Origin of the sequence: Stenotrophomonas lactitubi (genome assembly GCF_002803515.1) — a bacterium.
In the GTDB taxonomy this organism is placed as follows: Bacteria; Pseudomonadota; Gammaproteobacteria; order Xanthomonadales; family Xanthomonadaceae; genus Stenotrophomonas; species Stenotrophomonas lactitubi.
On record NZ_PHQX01000003.1, the window covers coordinates 155,674 to 174,767 of the forward strand.

General features: G+C 68.1%; 19 protein-coding genes and 1 riboswitch. Of the genes, 9 read left to right on the forward strand and 10 right to left on the reverse strand.

All coding sequences use genetic code 11. From position 1 onward, the window contains the following. Positions 1 to 42: 42 nt before the first annotated feature. The 3 genes from CR156_RS22275 to CR156_RS22285 are packed head-to-tail and all read left to right on the forward strand — an operon-like array spanning position 43 to position 2,491. The gene (locus tag CR156_RS22275) at positions 43 to 1,113 is read left to right on the forward strand and encodes a class I SAM-dependent methyltransferase (protein WP_100462787.1); all 1,071 of its coding nucleotides are present in this window, start codon (positions 43 to 45) and stop codon (positions 1,111 to 1,113) included. Continuing rightward, positions 1,110 to 1,811, forward strand: a complete 702-nt coding sequence (locus CR156_RS22280) for a pseudouridine synthase (RefSeq protein ID WP_100554635.1) — start codon at positions 1,110 to 1,112, stop codon at positions 1,809 to 1,811. The genes CR156_RS22275 and CR156_RS22280 overlap by 4 nt, the downstream gene beginning before the upstream one ends. Continuing rightward, positions 1,808 to 2,491, forward strand: coding sequence for an HAD family hydrolase (locus CR156_RS22285; protein ID WP_100554636.1), 684 nt, complete (start codon positions 1,808 to 1,810; stop codon positions 2,489 to 2,491). Before CR156_RS22280 ends, CR156_RS22285 begins: the two co-directional genes overlap by 4 nt. A gap of 99 nt (positions 2,492 to 2,590) precedes the next feature. Here the strand turns inward: CR156_RS22285 and fabB are convergent, their stop codons facing one another. Then, the gene (gene fabB, locus CR156_RS22290) at positions 2,591 to 3,799 is read right to left on the reverse strand and encodes a beta-ketoacyl-ACP synthase I (RefSeq protein WP_025878419.1); all 1,209 of its coding nucleotides are present in this window, start codon (positions 3,797 to 3,799) and stop codon (positions 2,591 to 2,593) included. Continuing rightward, positions 3,799 to 4,314, reverse strand: a complete 516-nt coding sequence (fabA, locus tag CR156_RS22295; protein ID WP_025878420.1) for a 3-hydroxyacyl-[acyl-carrier-protein] dehydratase FabA — start codon at positions 4,312 to 4,314, stop codon at positions 3,799 to 3,801. Before fabA ends, fabB begins: the two co-directional genes overlap by 1 nt. Positions 4,315 to 4,505: 191 nt before the next feature. Here fabA and dinB point away from each other — a divergent pair, with 191 nt between their 5' ends. After that, the gene (gene dinB / locus CR156_RS22300; RefSeq protein ID WP_100554637.1) at positions 4,506 to 5,594 is read left to right on the forward strand and encodes a DNA polymerase IV; all 1,089 of its coding nucleotides are present in this window, start codon (positions 4,506 to 4,508) and stop codon (positions 5,592 to 5,594) included. 286 nt (positions 5,595 to 5,880) lie between these two features. On the opposite strand, the gene CR156_RS22305 is transcribed toward dinB, so the two are convergent. After that, positions 5,881 to 6,792 carry an MBL fold metallo-hydrolase gene (locus CR156_RS22305; protein WP_100554638.1) on the reverse strand — a complete coding sequence of 304 codons (912 nt, stop codon included), beginning with the start codon at positions 6,790 to 6,792 and terminating at the stop codon, positions 5,881 to 5,883. A 179-nt stretch (positions 6,793 to 6,971) separates the two neighbouring features. Next, the gene (locus CR156_RS22310; RefSeq protein WP_099821588.1) at positions 6,972 to 7,610 is read right to left on the reverse strand and encodes an NAD(P)-dependent oxidoreductase; all 639 of its coding nucleotides are present in this window, start codon (positions 7,608 to 7,610) and stop codon (positions 6,972 to 6,974) included. A gap of 105 nt (positions 7,611 to 7,715) precedes the next feature. Here CR156_RS22310 and CR156_RS22315 point away from each other — a divergent pair, with 105 nt between their 5' ends. From CR156_RS22315 to gph, 3 genes are read left to right on the forward strand one after another with little or no spacing between them, the layout of a single operon-like run. After that, a complete protein-coding gene (locus CR156_RS22315; protein WP_100554639.1) occupies positions 7,716 to 8,645 on the forward strand; it encodes a LysR family transcriptional regulator in 930 nt (309 codons plus the stop codon). Next, complete coding sequence (locus CR156_RS22320; RefSeq protein WP_100554640.1) at positions 8,642 to 9,433, forward strand: class I SAM-dependent methyltransferase; 792 nt, start codon at positions 8,642 to 8,644, stop codon at positions 9,431 to 9,433. The genes CR156_RS22315 and CR156_RS22320 overlap by 4 nt, the downstream gene beginning before the upstream one ends. Positions 9,434 to 9,483: 50 nt before the next feature. Beyond that, positions 9,484 to 10,152: a phosphoglycolate phosphatase gene (gene gph, locus CR156_RS22325; protein ID WP_100554641.1), complete on the forward strand. Its 669-nt coding sequence runs from the start codon at positions 9,484 to 9,486 to the stop codon at positions 10,150 to 10,152. Between the two features lie 120 nt (positions 10,153 to 10,272). Here the strand turns inward: gph and btuB are convergent, their stop codons facing one another. After that, complete coding sequence (btuB, locus tag CR156_RS22330) at positions 10,273 to 12,114, reverse strand: TonB-dependent vitamin B12 receptor (RefSeq protein WP_100554642.1); 1,842 nt, start codon at positions 12,112 to 12,114, stop codon at positions 10,273 to 10,275. A 118-nt stretch (positions 12,115 to 12,232) separates the two neighbouring features. After that, positions 12,233 to 12,453: riboswitch (cobalamin riboswitch) on the reverse strand. A gap of 176 nt (positions 12,454 to 12,629) precedes the next feature. On the opposite strand from btuB, the gene CR156_RS22335 reads away from it, so the two are divergent. After that, positions 12,630 to 13,208 carry a histidine phosphatase family protein gene (locus CR156_RS22335; protein WP_089238474.1) on the forward strand — a complete coding sequence of 193 codons (579 nt, stop codon included), beginning with the start codon at positions 12,630 to 12,632 and terminating at the stop codon, positions 13,206 to 13,208. Positions 13,209 to 13,241: 33 nt separating this feature from the next. Here CR156_RS22335 and CR156_RS22340 read toward each other — a convergent pair whose 3' ends face one another. Both CR156_RS22340 and CR156_RS22345 read right to left on the reverse strand, forming a co-directional pair. Next, a complete protein-coding gene (locus CR156_RS22340) occupies positions 13,242 to 13,604 on the reverse strand; it encodes a TfoX/Sxy family protein (RefSeq protein WP_100554643.1) in 363 nt (120 codons plus the stop codon). Continuing rightward, positions 13,601 to 14,083 (reverse strand): GAF domain-containing protein, encoded by a 483-nt coding sequence (locus tag CR156_RS22345; RefSeq protein ID WP_100554644.1) that lies wholly within the window; start codon positions 14,081 to 14,083, stop codon positions 13,601 to 13,603. Before CR156_RS22345 ends, CR156_RS22340 begins: the two co-directional genes overlap by 4 nt. A gap of 67 nt (positions 14,084 to 14,150) precedes the next feature. On the opposite strand from CR156_RS22345, the gene bioD reads away from it, so the two are divergent. Then, the gene (gene bioD, locus CR156_RS22350) at positions 14,151 to 14,837 is read left to right on the forward strand and encodes a dethiobiotin synthase (protein ID WP_100554645.1); all 687 of its coding nucleotides are present in this window, start codon (positions 14,151 to 14,153) and stop codon (positions 14,835 to 14,837) included. A gap of 82 nt (positions 14,838 to 14,919) precedes the next feature. Here bioD and CR156_RS22355 read toward each other — a convergent pair whose 3' ends face one another. From CR156_RS22355 to CR156_RS22365, 3 genes are all read right to left on the reverse strand, one after another. After that, entirely contained in the window at positions 14,920 to 16,362 is a 1,443-nt protein-coding gene (locus CR156_RS22355) for an aminotransferase-like domain-containing protein (RefSeq protein ID WP_100554686.1), read from the reverse strand. A gap of 213 nt (positions 16,363 to 16,575) precedes the next feature. Further along, positions 16,576 to 17,313: a peptide-methionine (S)-S-oxide reductase MsrA gene (gene msrA / locus CR156_RS22360; protein ID WP_100554687.1), complete on the reverse strand. Its 738-nt coding sequence runs from the start codon at positions 17,311 to 17,313 to the stop codon at positions 16,576 to 16,578. Between the two features lie 14 nt (positions 17,314 to 17,327). After that, positions 17,328 to 19,094 (reverse strand): cytochrome c biogenesis protein DipZ, encoded by a 1,767-nt coding sequence (locus CR156_RS22365; RefSeq protein WP_100554646.1) that lies wholly within the window; start codon positions 19,092 to 19,094, stop codon positions 17,328 to 17,330.

The window sequence follows — 19,094 nt, forward strand, 5'->3', positions numbered from 1 at the left end:
CCGGTACAATGGACGGCCCTCACGCTTCCAGTACCCGCGCCGATGGCATCCAGCGACGACGCCCCCCTGCAGACCTTGTTCCTGCCGTTCTCCAGCGGCGCCCTGCGCTGGCCGGAGGGTCCGGTGGCCTTCCTGCGCGCCCGTGACGGCTGGCCCCTGCGCGAGCAGGCCGGCGGCCGCGAGGTCGACTGCGAGCAGAGCTTCGCCCCGTTCGCGCAGCCGCTGCAGCAGGCCGCTGGCTGGACCGTCAGCGGCCAGCTGGATGATGTTGCCGGCCGCGGCCGTTACCCGCTGGTGCTGGTGCTGCCGCCGCGCCAGCGCGAGGAAGCCCGCGCGCTGTTCGCCCGCGCCCTGGCGCTGGTCGCCGAGGGTGGCCGCATCGTGGCCTGCCAGCACAACAACGAAGGCGCCCGCTCCGGCGAAGGCGACCTCAAGCAGTTGGCCGGCCTCGGCGGCAGCCTGACCAAGAACCACTGCCGCGTGTTCTGGACCGCGCCGTTGCAGGGCCAGCACGATGCGGACGTGGCCAAGCGCTGGGGCAGCCTGGACGCAGTGCGGCCGATCGTCGGCGGCCGTTTCCTCAGCCGCCCGGGCGTGTTCGCCTGGGACCGCATCGACCCGGCCTCGGCGCTGCTTGCCGAACATCTGCCGGCCGACCTGGCCGGGCGTGCGGCCGACCTCGGTGCCGGTTACGGCTACCTGTCGCGCGAGCTGCTGGAGCGCTGCCCGAAGATCACCGCGCTGGACCTGTACGAGGCCGAGAAGCGCGCGCTGGACCTGGCCGAACTCAATCTGGCGCCGCCGCCGCGCCCGGTACCGCTGCGCTTCCTGTGGCGCGACGTCACCGCCGGTATCGAGCCGGACTACGACGTCATCATCAGCAACCCGCCGTTCCACACCCCCTCGCGTGCGGACCGTCCGGACATCGGCCAGCGCTTCATCGCCGTGGCCGCGCAGGCGCTGCGCCCGGGCGGGCGCCTGTACGTGGTGGCCAACCGTCACCTGCCGTACGAGTACACGCTCAACGAGAGCTTCGGCGCGGTGCGCGTGGTTGCCGAGCGCGATGGCTTCAAGCTGGTCGAGGCAGTGAAGGGCAAGGGGAAGGCCCGGTGAAACTGGTCAAGCTCATCGCCAACCTCGGCTACGGTAGCCGCAAGCAGGTGCAGTGGATGTTCCGCGAAGGCCGCGTCACCGACGCCGACGGCGAGGTGCTGTATGCCGACGACCAGGTGCCGCATGAAGCGGTGCGCGTCGATGGCGAGCCGCTGGACCCGCCGGTGGGCCTGTCGCTGGCGATGTACAAGCCGGCCGGCTACACCTGTTCGACCAAGGACAAGGGCCGCCTGATCTACGACCTGCTGCCGCCGCGCTTCCGCGACCGCGACCCGGTGCTGTCCACCGTCGGCCGCCTGGACCGCGAGACCAGCGGCCTGTTGCTGCTGACCGACGACGGCAACCTGCTGCACCGGATCATTTCGCCGAAGTCGAAGCTGCCCAAGGTCTACGAAGTGGAGCTGGCCGACGACCTGCGTGGTGACGAGGTGGCGCTGTTTGCCAGCGGCACGCTGATGCTGGAAGCGGAGAAGACGCCCCTGCTGCCGGCTGAACTGCAGGTGCTCGGGCCGCGCAAGGCGCGCCTGATACTGCACGAAGGCCGCTACCATCAGGTACGCCGCATGTTCGCTGCCGCAGGCAACCACGTGCAGGCACTGCATCGCAGCCGTGTTGGTGGCCTGGACCTGCAGGGACTGGCCGAAGGGCAATGGCGGCTGCTGACCTCCACCGACCTGGATACGTTGTTCGCTCCATGACCTCCATCGCTGCGCTGCCGTTCCTGCCCGACGCCGTCATCTTCGACATGGACGGCCTGATGATCGACAGCGAGCGCGTGTCGCTTGCCTGCTGGAGCGAAGCGGCGGAGGAATTTGGCCTGCCGCTGGATGCCAGCTTCTTCGTGCGCATGGTCGGTCTTGGCGACCGCGACAGCCAGGCGCTGCTGCGCCAGCAGGGCATCGAAGACAGCATGATCGAGGCCTTGGCCGCGCGTTGCCATGATCTGTACGAGGAACGCACGCAGACAGGGTTGCCGCTGCGCCCGGGCATCCTGGAACTGCTTGAGTTGTTGAAGTCGCACGCGGTGCCGCGTGCGGTGGCGACCTCGACCCGACAGCCGCGGGCCAACCGCAAGCTGGCGGCGACCGGGCTGCTGCCGTACTTCGATGCGGTGATCGCCGGTGGCGACGTGGCGCGGGCCAAGCCGGCACCGGACATCTACCTGCTGGCCGCGCAGCGGCTGGGCAAGGCACCGGAACGCTGCCTGGCGCTGGAGGATTCCCCGGCCGGCACGCGTGCCGCACTGGCTGCGGGCATGACCGTGATCCAGGTGCCGGACCTGGTGCATCCCGATGAAGAACTGCGCGCGCTGGGCCACCGCATCGTCGGCTCGCTGGTGGACGCCCACGCGCTGCTGCTGCCGCTGTTGCCGAGGTAGCTGCCAACCTTGGTTGGCACTGAGCCGAGCATGGGCTCGGCTCTACATCCATGGCAACCCCTCTGGTGGGTGCCGACCGTTGGTCGGCACGCTTTCAGATCACACCCTGCCGAACACCAGCGCCGCGTTGGTGCCACCGAAGCCGAAGCTGTTGGACATCACCGTGTCCAGCTTCTGCTCGCGGCTTTCGCGCAGGATCGGGAAGCCTTCCACCCTCGGGTCCAGCTCGCCGATGTTGGCCGAACCGGCCACGAAGCCGTCGCGCATCATCAGCAGGCAGTAGATCGCTTCATGCACGCTGGCAGCACCCAGCGAATGGCCCGACAGCGCCTTGGTCGAGGACAGCGGCGGAATCGCATCACCGAACACCTCGCGGATCGCACCCAGCTCGGTCACATCACCCAGCGGGGTGGAGGTGCCGTGGGTGTTGAGATAATCCAGCGGACGGTCGACGTTCTGCAGCGCCATCTTCATGCAGCGCACGGCACCTTCACCGGACGGGGCGACCATGTCGGCGCCATCGGAGGTCACGCCATAACCGATCAGCTCGGCATGGATATGCGCGCCACGTGCCACGGCGTGGTCGTAATCCTCCAACACCAGCATGCCGCCACCACCGGCGATGACGAAGCCATCGCGGTCCTTGTCATACGGGCGCGAGGCGCTGGCGGGGGTGTCGTTGAAGCTGGTGGACAGTGCACCCATCGCATCGAACATCACGCTCATCGACCAGTGCAGGTCTTCACCGCCACCGGCGAACATGATGTCCTGCGCGCCGTGGCGGATGAGGTCGGCAGCCGCGCCGATGCAGTGTGCGGAGGTCGCGCAGGCGGCCGACAGCGAGTAGCTGACGCCCTTGATCTGGAATGCGGTGGCCAGGCAGGCCGACACGGTCGAGCACATCGTGCGCGGCACCATGTACGGACCGACCTTGCGCACGCCGCGGCTGCGCAGCAGATCGACCGCACCCACCTGCCATTCGCTGGAGCCACCACCGGAACCGGCGATCAGGCCGGTGCGCAGGCCACTGACCTGTTCCGGGGTCAGGCCCGCATCGGTGATGGCATCGGCCATCGCCAGGTAGGCGAAGGCGGCGGCATCGCTCATGAAGCGCTTCTGCTTGCGGTCGATCAGCGCGTCCAGGTCGAGGTCGACGCGACCGCCGACCTGGCTGCGCAGGCCGGCTTCGGCGTGGTCGGCCAGCGCGGTGATGCCGGCGCGGCTCTCGCGCAGGGCGGCCGAAACGGTATCCAGATCATTGCCGAGGCAGGACGTGATGCCCATGCCGGTGATGACGACGCGACGCATCAGAAGCTCCCGGTTTCAGTGAACAGGCCCACGCGCAGGTCGCGGGCGTTGTAGATCTCGCGGTCGTCCACGTACATGCGCGCGTCGGACTGGGCCATCACCAGCTTGCGGTTGATGACGCGGCTGATGTCGATCTCGTAGCGCACCAGCTTGGCATCGGGCAGCACCTGGCCGGTGAACTTCACTTCGCCGCAGCCCAGGGCGCGGCCCTTGCCGGGCGCACCCAGCCAGGTGAGGAAGAAGCCGGTCAGCTGCCACATGGCATCCAGGCCCAGGCAGCCGGGCATCACCGGGTCGCCGATGAAGTGGCAGCCGAAGAACCACAGGTCCGGACGGATATCCAGTTCGGCGCGTACCATGCCCTTGCCATGCGGTCCGCCGTCCTCGCGGATTTCGGTGATGCGGTCGAACATCAGCATCGGGTCGTTGGGCAACCGGCCGGCGGCAGCGCCGAACAGTTCACCGCGTGCGCTGGCCAGCAGCTGGTCGCGGTTGAACGCGTGGAGACGAGTCATGGAAAGCGCAATCCTGGAAGCGAAAACAAGGCAACGAGTTCCCGAGGATGCACGACGGATCAGGCGGATATCAAACCGCGTCTCCGTACGCGTGCGTAGTGTTTTCAGCTGAAACCACGCATCCCGTTGATGCACAACGACCATACTTCGGCGTCTGGACGGGTACGGTGCAGGTATCATGTGGGCCAACCATGAACGCACTGCGCAAGATCATCCACGTCGACATGGACGCCTTCTACGCGTCGGTGGAGCAGCGCGACGATCCGTCACTGCGCGGCAAGCCGGTGGTTGTGGCATGGCGCGGCGCGCGTTCAGTGGTGTGCGCCGCCTCGTACGAGGCACGCGTGTTCGGCGTGCGTTCGGCGATGCCGGCACTGCGCGCCGAGCGCCTGTGCCCGGACGCGATCTTCGTGCCGCCGGACTTCGCACGTTACAAGGCGGTGTCGCGCCACGTGCGCGAGATCTTCCTGCGCCATACCGACCTGGTCGAGCCGTTGTCCTTGGATGAGGCCTACCTGGACGTGACCGAGCCGAAGAGTGGCATCGAACTGGCCACCGACATCGCCCGCACCATCCGCGCGCAGATCCGCGAGGAAACCCATCTGACTGCTTCAGCCGGGATCGCGCCGAACAAGTTCCTGGCCAAGATCGCCTCGGACTGGCGCAAGCCTGACGGCCAGTTCGTGATTCCGCCGCAGCGGGTGGACGCATTCCTGCTGCCACTGCCGGTGAACCGCGTGCCCGGTGTCGGCAAGGTGATGGAAGGCAAGCTGGCAGCGCGCGGCATCGTCACCTGCGGCGATCTGCGGCAGTGGACGCTGCCGGACCTGGAAGAAGCCTTCGGCAGCTTCGGCCGCAGCCTGTACAACCGCGCACGCGGTGTCGACGAGCGTCCGGTGGAGCCTGACCAGCAGGTGCAGTCGATCTCCTCCGAAGACACCTTCGCCGAGGACCTGTTGCTGGAAGACCTCGCTGAAGCGATCGTGCAGCTGGCCGAGAAGACCTGGCATGCCACGCGCAAGACCGAACGCATCGGCCACACCGTGGTGTTGAAGCTGAAGACCGCGCAGTTCCGCCTCCTCACCCGCAGCTTCACCCCGGAACGCCCGCCGGAATCGATGGCCGAACTGCGCGACATCGCGCTGTCACTGCGCGCCCGCGTCGACCTGCCCGCCGACACCCGTTACCGCCTGGTCGGCGTCGGCCTCGGCGGTTTCCGCGAAAAGGAGCCGGTGGTGCAGGGCGAATTGTTCGAGCACACCCCGACCGATCCTCCCTGATCGTCCATCCACGCATGTCTGGATCTGCGTGTCGACCAAGGTCGACACCCACCAAGAGCAGGACATGCAGTCCAGACAGGTTGCGGAAAACTGTCGAAGGCGGGGTGGGTCCGGTTGCGGGGGCGTGAGCCGCATGGATGCGGCGACCGAGCTTACATGGACGTACTTGCAGCGTCCCCCGCAACCGGACCCACCCCGCCAACCCACGGAATGCCCGCTTTTGCTGTTGCCGTCGCCGTCGATTCGGCGGGTGCAGGGCGCAGCCCTGCAAAAGAAAACCCCTACCTTACGGCCACTGCATCTCGCCCTTGGCCACCTTCGCACTCAACTCCAGCGACGCCACACCCGCCAGCTTCGGATAGCGCGCCTGCATCGCCTTCACCAACGCCGCACTGTCCTTGGCCTTGGCTGTTTCAACATCGAAGGCACGGATGTACTCCGCCGTGAAGCGCAGCGCACTGGCATCCAGTGCCGCACCCTCCGCGTAATGACCGGGCACCACCACCTTCGGCTTCAACGCCTGCAGCTGCTGCAGCGTGCGCAGCCAATCGGCATGCGACTTCGGCGTCTGCGTATCGGCCATCCACACATGCTCGCCGGCCACCACCGGAATGCCACCGACGATCGCGCGCAGTGACGGCACCCACAGCACGCTGCGGTCCGGCGTCGGTCCATCCAGGCCGATCAACGGCAGGCGCTGGCCTTCCAGCTGCAGTGCATCGCCTTCCAGTACCGCCGGCACCACGATGCGTGCGGGAACGTCGGCGCCCATCTTCGGCCCCCAGTACGCCAGCTTGCCGGCCTGGGATTCACGGATATGCGCCACGGTCTGCGCGGTGGCGACGATGCGCGCCTGCGGGAACGCGTCCTGCACGGTGGCCAGGCCGAAGTAATAGTCCGGATCGCCATGGCTGATGTAGATGGTGGTCAGCTGCTTGCCGCTGGCGCGGATCTGCTCGACCAGCCGGCGCGCATCGCCGGCAGCGAACTGCGCGTTGACCAGGATCGCATCGTTGCGCCCTTCGATCAGCACCGAGGACACCGAGAACATCGCCTGCGGGCCGGGATGGAAGGTCTGCAGGCGCAGCTGGGATTTCGCGGCGCTGGCAGGCGCAGGCGTGGCCGGTGCGGCCAGCAGCGGGGTGCTGGCGAAACCTGCAGCCAGCGCGAGGGGGAACAGCAGGGCAGCGGTACGCATGGGAGGTGTCCTTTGGGATATCGAGCCGAGCATCGGCTATGCCGGGCGTCCTTGCCCGGCCCCCTACGGGCCGTCGCAAGCGACGTTGGCAACGGCTCCTGCCGTTGCCTTCGGCTTTACAGGTGGGTAGCGCCGGGCCATGCCCGGCGGGCGGGCGGGCAGGCCGGCGGGCGCCATGATCAATACGCTGCAGTGATGATCTGCTTCGGGTACTTGCGCGCTTCCAGTTCGGCGACGAACGCGGCGCCGTAGTCGGCGTAGCTGATGCGGCTGTGGCCGCTGGCATCGGCGAGGAAGGCCTTGGGCTGCACGCGATACTGCCCACGCTCTTCACCCGGGCCGATTTCGGCCGCCGGCGAGAAGAAGGTCCAGTCCAGGTCATCCACTGCCTGCAGGCGGTTGAAGGCTTCACGGTGGGCCAGCGCGTAGGGCTTGTAGGCCTCCGGGAAGGTGGGGGTGTCGACCAGCTGCACGCCGGGGGCGACTTCCAGGCTGCCGGCACCACCGACCACCACCAGGCGCGGCACGTTGGCCTTGCGGGCGGCGTCTGCAAGCTGCGCGGCAACTTCGCCGACGCGGCCGATGTCGTCGCCCGGGCGCGGGCCGTAGGCGCTGGCCAGCACATCGTGGCCGGCAATGGCGGCGACCAGGGCATCCTGGTCGTCCAGCGAGGCGATGACCGGATGGGCGCCGGCCAGCTCGGCCGGCAGGTCCTGCGCACTGCGCACGATGACGGTCAGTTGGTGGCCGTTGGCCAGCGCGTGGCGGGCGATCTGGCGGCCGATATTGCCGGTGGCACCGACGAGGGCGATCTTCATGGCAGGATTCCGTGGGGTGGGGCTGGGGAATGAGGCCACTGTAGGCCGCTGCAGTCGCTCGAAAAACAGCGTATAACGCGCTTGTTTGTTGCATGGATCGAGTAGATGGACCGATTGACCGCCATGACCGTGTTCGTCGAAGTTGCCGAGCGCGGCAGCCTGACCGCCGCCGCCGAGGTGCTGGACATGTCGCGGGCGATGGTCAGCCGCTACCTCGCCGAGGTGGAGGGCTGGCTGGGCGCGCGGCTGCTGCACCGGACCACGCGGCGGGTCAGCCTGACCGGGGCCGGTGAAGCCGCGCTGGCGCGTTTCCGGCAGATGCTGGCAATCGGCGAGGAACTGCAGGGCGAGCTGGCCAGCGACGATCCCGAGCCACACGGAACGCTGCGCATTACCGCCAGCGTGTCGTTCGGGCAGAGCCATCTGGCGCGCGCGGTGGCCGCGTTCGTGCAGCGCCATCCGGCCGCACGCATCGAACTGCTGCTGGTCGACCGCATGGTCAACCTGGTGGAGGAGCGCGTCGACCTGGCGGTGCGCATCGCAAGGCAGATCGATCCCAGCCTGATCGCACGTCGCTTGGCGATCTGCCGCTCGGTGCTGTGCGCGACGCCGGCCTACCTGCAGGCACGTGGCACGCCGACTGCACCCGAACATCTCGCCGCGCACAACTGCCTGACCCATCACTACGTCGGCAAGAGCCTATGGCAGCTGCATCGCGAAGGGCGTTCGTTGTCGGTTGCGGTGGGCGGCAACATCAGTGCCAATGAAGCGTCGCTGCTGCTGGAGGCCGTGCGCGCCAATGCCGGCATCGCCATGTTGCCGACCTACCAGGTCGCACCGTTGCTGCGCAGTGGCGAACTGATCGAACTGCTGCCCGCGTACAGCCTTGACGAGCTCGGCATCCATGCGGTGTACGCGTCGCGTCGACAGCAGCCCGCTATCATGCGGCGATTCCTGGACTTCCTCGCCGAATGCTTCGCGAGCCCGGCCTTCCAGGATCTGGACTGGCGCCCTTCGGGCAAGGAGAACACATGAACCATGGACAGGCGTTGATCGACCACAACCGTGCTGCCTGGGACCGCCAGGCCAGCGAGGTGCGGGAGTGGTCGCGACCGGTGGATGCCGCAACGATTGCCGCCGCCCGCGAGGGGCGTTGGCAGGTGCACCTGACGCCGCGTGCGCTGCCGCTGGATTGGCTGGGCGATGTGCGGGGCAGGCGCATCCTGTGCCTGGCCTCGGCCGGTGGCCAGCAGGCGCCCGTGCTTGCTGCGGCAGGCGCCGAGGTGACCGTGTTCGATCTTTCCGACGGGCAGCTGGCGCAGGACCGCGCTGTGGCCGACCGCGATGGTCTGTCACTGCGCACCGTGCAGGGTGACATGCGTGATCTGCAGGCCTTTGCCGACGACAGCTTCGACGTGGTGTTCCATCCCATCTCGAACCTGTACGTGCCCGACGTGCGCCCTGTGTGGACCGAGTGCCGCCGGGTGCTGGCGCGCGATGGCCTGCTGATGGCCAGCTTCTACAATCCGGTGGTGTTCGTCGCTGCGCGTGACGCGCAGTTGAGCGAGCAGGGCCTGATCCGCCCGCAGTACGCGATTCCCTATTCCGACCTGGAAGACCTGGAGCCGGCCGCACGCGAGGCCAAGCTGGCCCGTGGCGAAGCGCTGACATTCGGCCACAGCCTGGGTGATCTGATCGGCGGGCAGCTGGATGCAGGGTTCGTCATCGATCGCTTCATGGAAGACTGGCAACCGCAGCCGCGCTTCCTGATCGACCGCTACCTGCCGACCTTCCTGGCCACCCGCGCACGCCGGGTCGGCTGAAGGCGCGGGCGTACAATGGACGGCCCCACGTTGCACGAGTGAGCCGTCCCTTGTCGTATCCCTATCCGCTGGTCGTGTTCGACCTCGATGGCACGCTGGTCGACAGCGCCGCCGATATCGCCGAAGCACTGAACCGCACGTTGCAAGACATCGGCCTGGCACGCGTACCCGAAGCCACCGTGCTGGGCTGGATCGGCGACGGCGTGCGCCGGCTGGTCGAACAGGCGGTGCAGGCTGCCGGGCGCGAGATCGATCTGGCAGCGGTGATGCCGACCTTCATGGTCCACTACCGCGAATGCCTGCTGCGCAGCCCGCAGCTGTTCGATGGCGTGGTCGAAGCGCTGGCGCAACTGCGCGCGTTGAACGTACCGCTGGCGATCTGCACCAACAAGCCGGCCGCGCTGGTGCCGCCGTTGCTGCAGCACCTGGGCATCGCCGAGGCCTTCGCGCTGGTGCTGGGCGGTGATTCGCTGCCGCAGCGCAAGCCCAGCGGTGAGCCGTTGCGGCATATCGCCGCGCACTTCGATCTGCCCGTCGATGCATGCCTGATGGTGGGCGATTCGCTTACCGATTACCGCGCCGCCGAAGACGCCGGCATGCCGATCGCGCTGGTGCGTTACGGCTATCCGCGCGGACTGGACCTGGACAACGCGCACGCGGTTGCGGTGATCGACGACCTGCGCGAACTGCCGGGGTTGGCTGCAGGCATTCCGGTGTAGAGCCGAGCCTGCGCTCGGCTGTTTCGATGCCTGAGCCGAGCATGGGCTCGGCTCTACAAGTAGATCGACGCCATGCGTCGATGGCATCAGGGGGCGCCGGGCAATGCCCGGCGCCTCTTTTCACTTTGGCTGGTAACGCACGCTCAGCTGGTACTCGCGGCCGGGCTGGTTGAACCACGCCACGGTCTCGTACTCGCGGTCGAACACATTGGCCACCCGCGCCAGCACCGACCATGCCGGGGTCAGCGCGTATTCGGCGCGCAGATCCAGCGTGCCGTAGCCGCCGACCTTCACCGCGTTGGTGGCATCGTCGTAGCGCTTGCCCGCGCCCTGCACGGTCAGGCCAGTGCGGAAGTCGCCGAAGCGGCGGTCGATGTCCAGGCGCGCGGTCTGCTGCGCACGGCGTGCCAGCCAGTTGTCGAACTGCGCGCTGCCGCTGGTGCGGTTGCGCGGATCGGTGAAGCTCAGCTGCGCGTTGATGTCGAAGCCGGCCAGGGTGGCGCCGCCGGTCAGTTCCGCACCGCGGATGCGTGCCTTTTCCACCTGCTGCATGCGGAAGGTGGCCGCGTCGTAGGTGATCAGGTCATCGATGCGGGTCTCGTACACATCCAGGCCCCAGCGCCAGCCCTGGCCCTGCTGCGAGATGCCGAGGTTGGCACTCTTGGACTTCTCCGGGTCCAGCGTCGGCACGCCGCTCCACGGGTCGTACAGGTCGCTGAAGGTCGGCGCCTTGAACGCGGTGCCGTAGCTGGCGTTGACGCGCAGGCCATCGCCCAGCTCCATCGCCCAGCCGAGGCTGCCGGTGGCGTGGTTGCCGAACTGCTGGTTGTCGTCGTTACGCGCGCTGGCGTGCAGCTGGTGACGGCCGAAGCGCGCCTGGTACTGCAGGAACACGCCGGTATTGCGGCGGCTGTCGACCAGGTAGCCGGCGCTGCTGCCGTCCAGGTTGTCTTCGCTCCAGTCCACGCCGGCGCTGAGCAGCTGGCCTTCGGCCACACCGATGTCGGCCTGCAGCGAGGCGCTGTCGCGGTGTGTCTGTGCGCTGCCGCGTGCACCGAAATCGCCGAAGTTGTCGGACTCGTTGTCGCTGCGGCCGACATTGGCAGTCAGCGTCAGCTGCTCGGACGGGGTGTAGCGCACCTTGCCGGCCAGCACCTGCTGGCGGGTCTCGGAGTAGTTGTAGTAGCCGTCGTAGTGGTTCTTGCCGTCGGCGCGCAGGGCGCTGCCTTCCACGGTCCACTGGTCGCTCAGGTTGTAGCCACCGCGCAGGCTCTTGGACAGGTTGCGGTAGCCGTCGCGGTCGGGTTCATCGGCGAAGCAGCCGGCAAACAGCGTGGCCGAGCCACGGCAGGCATCGATGCCGTCCGAATGCTGGTAGGCGATGTCGGCGCCGAACCAGCCGCGTTCGGTGCCACCGCCGATGCCGCCACTGGCTTCACGCAGTCCGTTGCTGCCGCCGCCCAGCTGGAAGTGCGGAGCGAAGTCGCCCTGGTTGCGGCGGGTGAAGATCTGGATCACGCCACCGATGGCGTCGGCACCGTACAGGCTGGACTGCGGGCCGCGCACGATTTCCACGCGCTCGATCTGCGCCAGCGGCAGATCCTGGTACATCGCCAGGCCGAGGTCGGCGCTGTTGATGCGCACGCCATCGACCAGCACCACGGTGTGCGAGGAGTTGGTGCCACGCAGGAACAGCGAGCTCTGCTTGCCCAGGCCACCGGCATTGGTCAGGTTGATGCCGGCGCGGCCCTGCAGCAGTTCCTGCAGCGAGGTGGCCTGGCTGGATTCGATCTGCGCACGGTCGATCACCTGCGCAGGCGCAATGCTGTCCTGCAGGGCGATCGGCGTGCGGGTGGCGGTGACCAGCACCTGATCGAGGTCGGCGGCGCGATCTTCGGCCAGGGCCAGCGCAGGAAGAGCGGCCAGCACGGCCAGGGACAGCATTCGGGACTGCAGCTTCATCGGGGGGACTCCAGGTGCCGCGCACGCCCGCGCAGCGAAGGGGAGGAGTCACAACAGGCAGGCACGCGCCGATGCCGCGGCCATCGCCACAGACATCCAGCGCCATGCCCACCGCATCGCGACCTGAGGCTTCCGGGCCGGTCTCCGGGCTCGCCGCCGGGTGGCCCGAGGCCACCGTCCAGGCGCCTTCCCATGCCTGCGGCACAGTGGCGGGTTGCCTGGAACTGACGTGCTTACCGTTGCGGGGGCAGCGCCGGCATGGCGTGTTGTCACGCGTCACCGGCTTCCCGTTTCAACCTGCCGGCAGGGCCGCAGGTCACCTGGAAGTGCGCGCAGTCTACGGCATCGCGACCGGCCGGTAGCGTCGAACCTGCTCGGCTGATCAGGTGCGGATGTGCCTGCACGGTGCAGCAGACCTGCGCCAGCGCCTAGAATGCAGCTCGAATTATCGTGGTGCCGTTGCCGATGTCCGTCTGTTTTCCGCTGTTCCCGCGCCGCCCTGACTGGGCACGCGCATGATCCTCGACCTGGTCCGCCATGCCGGCAACGGTCGTGATGAGTTCCTCGATGGCCGCAGCGATCCGCCGCAGCTGGCCCGCCTGCCGCAGGAGCTGGTCGATGCCTATGCCGGGCAGTCGTGGGAACGGGTGATCAGTTCGCCGCGCCTGCGCTCGCTGCATACGGCGATGGCACTGGCCACACCGCGCGCGCTGGACGTGGAGGCGGACGAGGAGTGGGAAGAGCTGGATTTCGGCGACTGGGATGGCCAATCGCTGTTCGACCTGCCGGAAGACGCATTGGCCGCCTTCCACGCGGATCCGCACGCGTTTCCGCCGCCGCATGGCGAGAGCTGGGGCCATTTCGAACGGCGCATCGCACGCGCGCTGGATCGACTGCTGGACGACGACGACCCGGCGCCGACGGTAGTGGTCAGCCACGGTGGTCCGCTGCGCATGGTGCTGTCGCAGGTATGTGGCCTGCCGATGTCGTTGTGCTGGGCGTTGCGCATCGACCACGGCACGCGCCTGCGCGTGTGGGTCGAGCGCGGTGAAGCCGGGCTGGTGGGTGAGCTGCTGGAGCTGCAGCAGCCCTGAGCGCGCTCGCCGGGCATGGCCCGGCGCTACCGATCAATCCTCGTCGGTGCTTTCGGCCGCGCCTTCTTCGCCGTCGTCCTCGGCGCCGAAGCGCTGCTCATGCACCGGGCCTGATGCCGGGCCTGCCGCCTTCAGCGGATGCACGGCGATACGTGCTTCGTAGTCCTGCACCAGCGCGGTGCGCTGCGGTTCGCTCAGTTCCTGCCAGTGGCAATCCAGCAGCGCACCTTCCAGCGAATACAGCAGGTTGAGGCTGGGCTTGAAGCCGGCACGCTTGACCTTGACGAAGGCGCCGACGGCACCGATGGCGACCAGATCCTCGCGGCTGCGCAGGCCTACCTGGCGCAGCCACGCCGCACTCTTCGGGCCGATGTTGCGCAGCTTGACCGCGCTCACTTCAACGCCCCGACGAACACGTGGGCGATGGCTTCCAGACCGGCCTGGTCTTCAGCATCGAAGCGGCTGACGATGGGGCTGTCGATATCGAACACGCCGATCAGCTCCTCACCCCGGACCAATGGCACCACCAGCTCCGAGCGCGATGCGGCATCGCAGGCGATATGGCCGGGGAAGGCCTCCACGTCTTCGATGCGCTGGGTCACGCGCTGGCTGGCGGCCGCACCGCACACGCCCTTGTCCAGCGGAATGCGTACGCAGGCCGGCAGGCCCTGGAACGGACCGACCACCAGTTCCTTGCCGTCATACAGGTAGAAACCCACCCAGTTCAGGTCGGGCAGGGCGTGGTAGACCAGAGCAGCGAGGTTGGCCGCATTGGCGATGCGGTCGGACTCGCCGTAGACCAGGCCACGGGCCTGTTCCAGCAGCTGGGCGTATTGTTCCGGCTTGCTGCCGGTGAGCGAGGCGTTGGCGAACATGGCCGCAGTCTAGCAAGCGTGCCGGGCCAGCGATAATGCAGGCTCTGTTGCCCTGCTGGAGCCTGTGATGTCCCTGCCTGCCACGTTGCCGACGGCCCTGTTCGTCACCGGCACCGATACCGAGATCGGCAAGACCGCCGCCAGTACCGCGCTGCTGCATGCGCTGCGCCGGCGCGGCCTGCGCGCGGTCGGCATGAAGCCAGTGGCCAGCGGCAGCCACGATCTGGGGCAGGGCCTGCGCAACGACGACGCGCTGGCACTGCAGGCCGCCAGCCTGCCGGTGCCGGACTATGCCGATCTGAACCCCTACGCATTGCGCCAGCCGTTGGCGCCGGAGCTGGCGGCGGCAGAAGATGGCGTGCGCATCGAACTGTCCCCGATCGTGGCGGCCTTCGAACGCCTGCGCGCACAGGCCGACGTGGTAGTGGTCGAAGGCGTGGGCGGCTGGCTGGCGCCGCTGTCGGCGCAGCTGGACCAGCTTGATCTGGTGCGAGCGCTGCGGCTGCCAGTGGTGCTGGTGGTCGGCCTGCGCCTGGGCTGCGTCAACCACGCGCGCCTGACCACACAATCGCTGCAGGCCAGCGGCGTGGACTGCCTGGGCTGGATCGGCAACCACATCGATCCGTCGATGCAGCGCCAGGACGAGAATTTCGCGACCCTGCAGCAGCGCCTGCCGATGCCCTGCTGGGGACGGCTGCCGCATCTGCCGGAAGCCGGTGGCGAAGCATTGAGCACACACCTGCACGACGCGTGAGGGTAGCGCCGGGCCATGCCCGGCGAGCGCTCAGCGCGGCAGGCAGAGAAGCCGCCGGGCATGGCCCGGCGCTACCGATCCATCAGCGCGCCACCAGCTCCCGCGCGATCGCACCCAACCGTTCCACCGCACCGATGAAGCGCGCGTCCAGGGTCTGGCAACACGACAACCGCAGGCAATGCCGGTACCGCGCGCCACGCGAATACACCTGGCCCGGCATGAACACGATGTCCTCTGCCAGTGCGCGCTCGAACAGTTCACGGGTGTCCACGCCCGGCAGCTCCAGCCACAACAGGAATCCTCCCTGCGGCTCGGTGGCGCAGGTGCCGGCCGGGAAATGTTCGGCGACCAGTTGCCGCAGGCGACCGACCTGCTCGCGGTACAACCGGCGCATGCGATGCAGGTGGTGCTCGTAGCTGCCTGCTTCCAGGTAAGCGGCCACCGCATCACCGAGCAGCTGCGGTTCGCCGCCGGTGGACTGGAATTTGAGCAGCGCGATGCGCTCGGCGAAGCGTCCGCCATCAAGCCAGCCGATCCGGTAGTCCGGTGCCAGCGTCTTCGAAAAGCCACCGACCACCATCACCCAACCATCGCGGTCGAACGCCTTCAGCAAGGGCGCCGGCGGCTCGCAGAACTGCAGTTCGGCGTACACCGCATCTTCGATCAGCGGCAGCTGGCGTGCGTTGACCAGCTCGGCCAAGCGTTGCTTGTCGGCGATCGGCATCGTACAGCCCAGAGGGTTGTGTACGGTCGGCATCACCACCAGCGCCGCCAGCGGTGTGTGCTCCAGCAGTGCTTCCAGCGCATCCACGTCCAGGCCGCGCTGCGGATGGGTGGGCAGTTCGATCGGCTGCAGGCCGAGGGTGGTCAGCAAGGGGTACAGGTTGAAGTACGAGGGCGCCTCGATGCCGACGGCATCACCGGCCTGGGTGACCGCGCGCAGGGCCAGCTGCAGTGCCTCCATCGCGCCATGGGTCAGCAGCAGGCGCTCGGCATGGGTATGCAGGCCCAGCCGGGGCCCACGCCGCACGATCTGCGCCAGCAGGCGTTGCGAACCGTTGGGGCGCGCATAGGTCTCCACGGTCTGCTGGCCATGGCGCAGCACCTGCGCGGTGTGCCGGGCCAGCTGCGCGCCCGGGTAGAACTGTCGTCCGCGCGGGCCGGCAAAGGCCAGGTCGACCACGCCGGGGCGGCGCTGTGCTTCCAGCACGCGGGCCATCAGCACCTGCTGCAGCGGTGCAGTGGGTGCTGACGGTGTATCGCGCAGCGAACGTTGCGGTGCCGACAGTCGCGGCGCGACTTCGAAGCCGGCCTTCGGCCGCGGAATGACCAGTCCGGCGTCCTCCAGCTGGCGATAGGCCGCAATCACGGTGTTCAGGCTGAGCTGGCGCTGCGAAGCCATCTGCCGCAGCGACGGCAACCGGCTGCCGACCGGCAGGCGTCCGCCGTGGATGGCTTCAGCCAGCTCGTCCGACAGCCGCTGGTAGCGGGGCGGGATCATCGTGGTGGTGTCTTCTGTATCCATCGACTCGACCCGCATCTGGCTCTGTACCCATGATGCCGACGAGCCTAGCATGTCGGTGTCGGCCGGGCCTGATCGGGGCCGGGTCGATACTTCCCAAGCGCACGGCCCTGTGGCCGTGCGTCTTTTTTTGTTGTGTGTAGAGCCGAGCCCATGCTCGGCTGCTGTTGGCGGAAGAGCAGCCGAGCATGGGCTCGGCTCTACAGAAGAGGGGTGTCACCGCATCGGCACCAGCGCCGGATCGCGGCGGTACAACGCCGGGAACTGCTTGCCCAGCGCGGCCAGCTTGGGCGCGTCGTAGTAGCGGATGTACGCGGCCTGCGGGTAGTTGCTCATGTAGTTCTGGTGGTAGCTCTCGGCCGGGTAGAAGCGCTGGCCACTGCCCACCTGGGTAACGATCGGCGCACGGTAGCTGCCCGCCTGGCCGAGCTGGCCGATGTAGGCGCGGCTTGCTGCCAGCTGGCGCGTGTCATCGACGAAGATCGCCGAGCGGTACTGGCTGCCGTGATCGGGCCCCTGCCGGTTGAGCTGGGTCGGGTCGTGCACCACCGAGAAGAACACCTGCATCAGCTGCCCATAGCTGACCTGGCGCGGGTCGTAGTCCACCTTCACCGCTTCGGCGTGGCCGGTGCGGCCACCGCTGACGCGCTCATAGCGGGCGTCGGTGGCACTGCCACCGATGTAACCGGACACCGCGTTGCTCACGCCTTTGACGTGCTGGAACACGCCCTGCACGCCCCAGAAACACCCACCGGCAAAGACCACGCTGGCATGGCTGGCGTCATCGCGGAAGGCCGCATCGCCGCTGGGCGCAGGCAACGCCTGCACCTGCGCCGTGGGCTCGGCTGCTGCGGCCACCGCGCCGTGGTCCACCAGCAGCACACCCGCGACCAGCGCGGTGGCAACCAGGCCGGCGACGCCGGCGGCAATGCCCTGTTCGAAGGAGAGTTTCATCATGTGCTCCCGGTTCAACCGAAGGTGAAGGCGTAGGCCTGCACGCCTGCGTCGAGGAATTCGATCTCGAAACGATGCGGGCCGATCGTGCCGCGCTGGCGGATCAGCTGGTACAGGCGGTGCTCGTTGACGGTGCCGGTGCCATCGGTCGCCACGTCGGCGCCGGCATCGGCCGCTGGCAGTGGCTTACCATCAAGCAGCACGCGGAAGCGCACCGGCGTTCCGTCCTCGCCCGGTGCCAGCACCAGATGCAGGTCGCGGGCATGGAACTGGAAGGCGATGCGGCCGCCGGCCTGCTGCAGCTGTGCCGCTTCATCGTCGACCCGCCACTGTCCGGACAGGCCCCATTGGTTCAGCGCCAGGGTGGACGGCAACGCGTAGCCGAAAGCTGCGTCGACGCGCTGCCCGCCCGGCGAGGCGAACTGCTCGGCACGTGCGTGGCCCAGGTAGGTTTCCGGCGAGCGCAGGTTGCCCATGTCGGCCTGCGTGGCTACGCCCTGCAGGTCGGCCGCAGCGGGGTCTGCAGGCGGTGGCAGGTCGGTCTGGCCGGCTTCCACCAGCAGACGACGGATCACCTGTTCGGAGTGCGCGTAGTTGCCCTCGCCGAACTGGTGACCGCGGATGTTGCCCTGCGCGTCGATGAAGTAGTGCGCCGGCCAGTAGCGGTTGTTGAACGCGCGCCAGATCGAATACTGGTTGTCGAGCGCGACCGGGTACTCGACCTTCAGCTGCTGCACGGCCTTCATCACGTTGCGCGGGTCGCGCTCGAACGCGAACTCCGGCGTATGCACGCCGACCACCACCAGGCCATGGTCGCGGTAACGCTGCGCCCACTCGTGCACGAATGGCATCGCGCGCAGGCAGTTGATGCAGGAGTAGGTCCAGAAATCGATCAGCACCACCTTGCCGCGCAGCTGCTCGGCACTCAGCGGTGGGCTGTTGAGCCAGCCGGTGGCGCCGCTCAGCGAAGGCAGTGTGCCTTCCACCGGCAGCGGCGCGCCTGCCTGCCCGGCCGCCATCATCATCATCGGCGGTGCTGCTGCTGGTTGCGCGTCGGGCACGGCATCCAGCAGGCCCTGTTCGATGCGTGCGGTACTGACCGCGGACAGACGGGTCAGCAGGCCGGTGTCCCAGCCCAGGCCGATCGCCACTACCGCCAGCAGCGCGGCCACGCCCAGTACCCGACGCACCACATTGCCCAGGCCGAGCCGGGCCTGCAGCGCCCGGAACACGCGGCCACCCACCCACACCGCCAGCGCCAGCGCGGTGACTGCGCCCAGCGCGTAGGCCAGCAGCAGCGAACTGGTGCCGACGCTGGCGCCGTTCAGGGCGGCGCCGGTCAGCACCAGGCCGAGAATCGGGCCTGCGCAGGGCGCCCACAGCAGGCCGGTGGCGATGCCGATCAGCAGCGAAGTCCTGGCGCCGCCACGGCCGGCCGCATCAGCGGCGTCGGCACGCGCGCTCAGGCGCGCACCGATGCGCTGGAACGGCGCCAGCAGATGGTCGGCCAGTGTCGGCCACAGCAGCGCGATGGCGAACACGGCCATCAGCACCAGTGCCACCCAGCGGCCGATCTGGTTGGCCTGCGCCACCCACTGGCTGCCGACCGCGGCCAGGCTGGCAACCACGGTGAAGGTCAGCGCCATGCCCAGCAGCAGCGGCAGGGTGCTGCGCAGGAAAGGACGATCGGCGCGTGCGAACACGAACGGCAGCACCGGCAGGATGCACGGGCTGAGCAGGGTCAGCACGCCCCCGAGATAGGCAAGCAGCAACAGCAGCAT

Bases quoted from the DNA above. Each gene is read 5' to 3' on its own strand.
- CR156_RS22275 (WP_100462787.1), top strand. From the start codon at position 43: ATGGCATCCAGCGACGACGCCCCCCTGCAGACCTTGTTCCTGCCGTTC.
- CR156_RS22285 (WP_100554636.1), top strand. From the start codon at position 1,808: ATGACCTCCATCGCTGCGCTGCCGTTCCTGCCCGACGCCGTCATCTTC.
- fabB (WP_025878419.1), bottom strand. From the start codon at position 3,799: ATGCGTCGCGTCGTCATCACCGGCATGGGCATCACGTCCTGCCTCGGC.
- fabA (WP_025878420.1), bottom strand. From the start codon at position 4,314: ATGACTCGTCTCCACGCGTTCAACCGCGACCAGCTGCTGGCCAGCGCA.
- dinB (WP_100554637.1), top strand. From the start codon at position 4,506: ATGAACGCACTGCGCAAGATCATCCACGTCGACATGGACGCCTTCTAC.
- CR156_RS22305 (WP_100554638.1), bottom strand. From the start codon at position 6,792: ATGCGTACCGCTGCCCTGCTGTTCCCCCTCGCGCTGGCTGCAGGTTTC.
- CR156_RS22310 (WP_099821588.1), bottom strand. From the start codon at position 7,610: ATGAAGATCGCCCTCGTCGGTGCCACCGGCAATATCGGCCGCCAGATC.
- CR156_RS22315 (WP_100554639.1), top strand. From the start codon at position 7,716: ATGGACCGATTGACCGCCATGACCGTGTTCGTCGAAGTTGCCGAGCGC.
- CR156_RS22320 (WP_100554640.1), top strand. From the start codon at position 8,642: ATGAACCATGGACAGGCGTTGATCGACCACAACCGTGCTGCCTGGGAC.
- btuB (WP_100554642.1), bottom strand. From the start codon at position 12,114: ATGAAGCTGCAGTCCCGAATGCTGTCCCTGGCCGTGCTGGCCGCTCTT.
- CR156_RS22335 (WP_089238474.1), top strand. From the start codon at position 12,630: ATGATCCTCGACCTGGTCCGCCATGCCGGCAACGGTCGTGATGAGTTC.
- CR156_RS22345 (WP_100554644.1), bottom strand. From the start codon at position 14,083: ATGTTCGCCAACGCCTCGCTCACCGGCAGCAAGCCGGAACAATACGCC.
- bioD (WP_100554645.1), top strand. From the start codon at position 14,151: ATGTCCCTGCCTGCCACGTTGCCGACGGCCCTGTTCGTCACCGGCACC.
- CR156_RS22355 (WP_100554686.1), bottom strand. From the start codon at position 16,362: ATGGATACAGAAGACACCACCACGATGATCCCGCCCCGCTACCAGCGG.
- msrA (WP_100554687.1), bottom strand. From the start codon at position 17,313: ATGAAACTCTCCTTCGAACAGGGCATTGCCGCCGGCGTCGCCGGCCTG.
- CR156_RS22365 (WP_100554646.1), bottom strand. From the start codon at position 19,094: ATGCTGCTGTTGCTGCTTGCCTATCTCGGGGGCGTGCTGACCCTGCTC.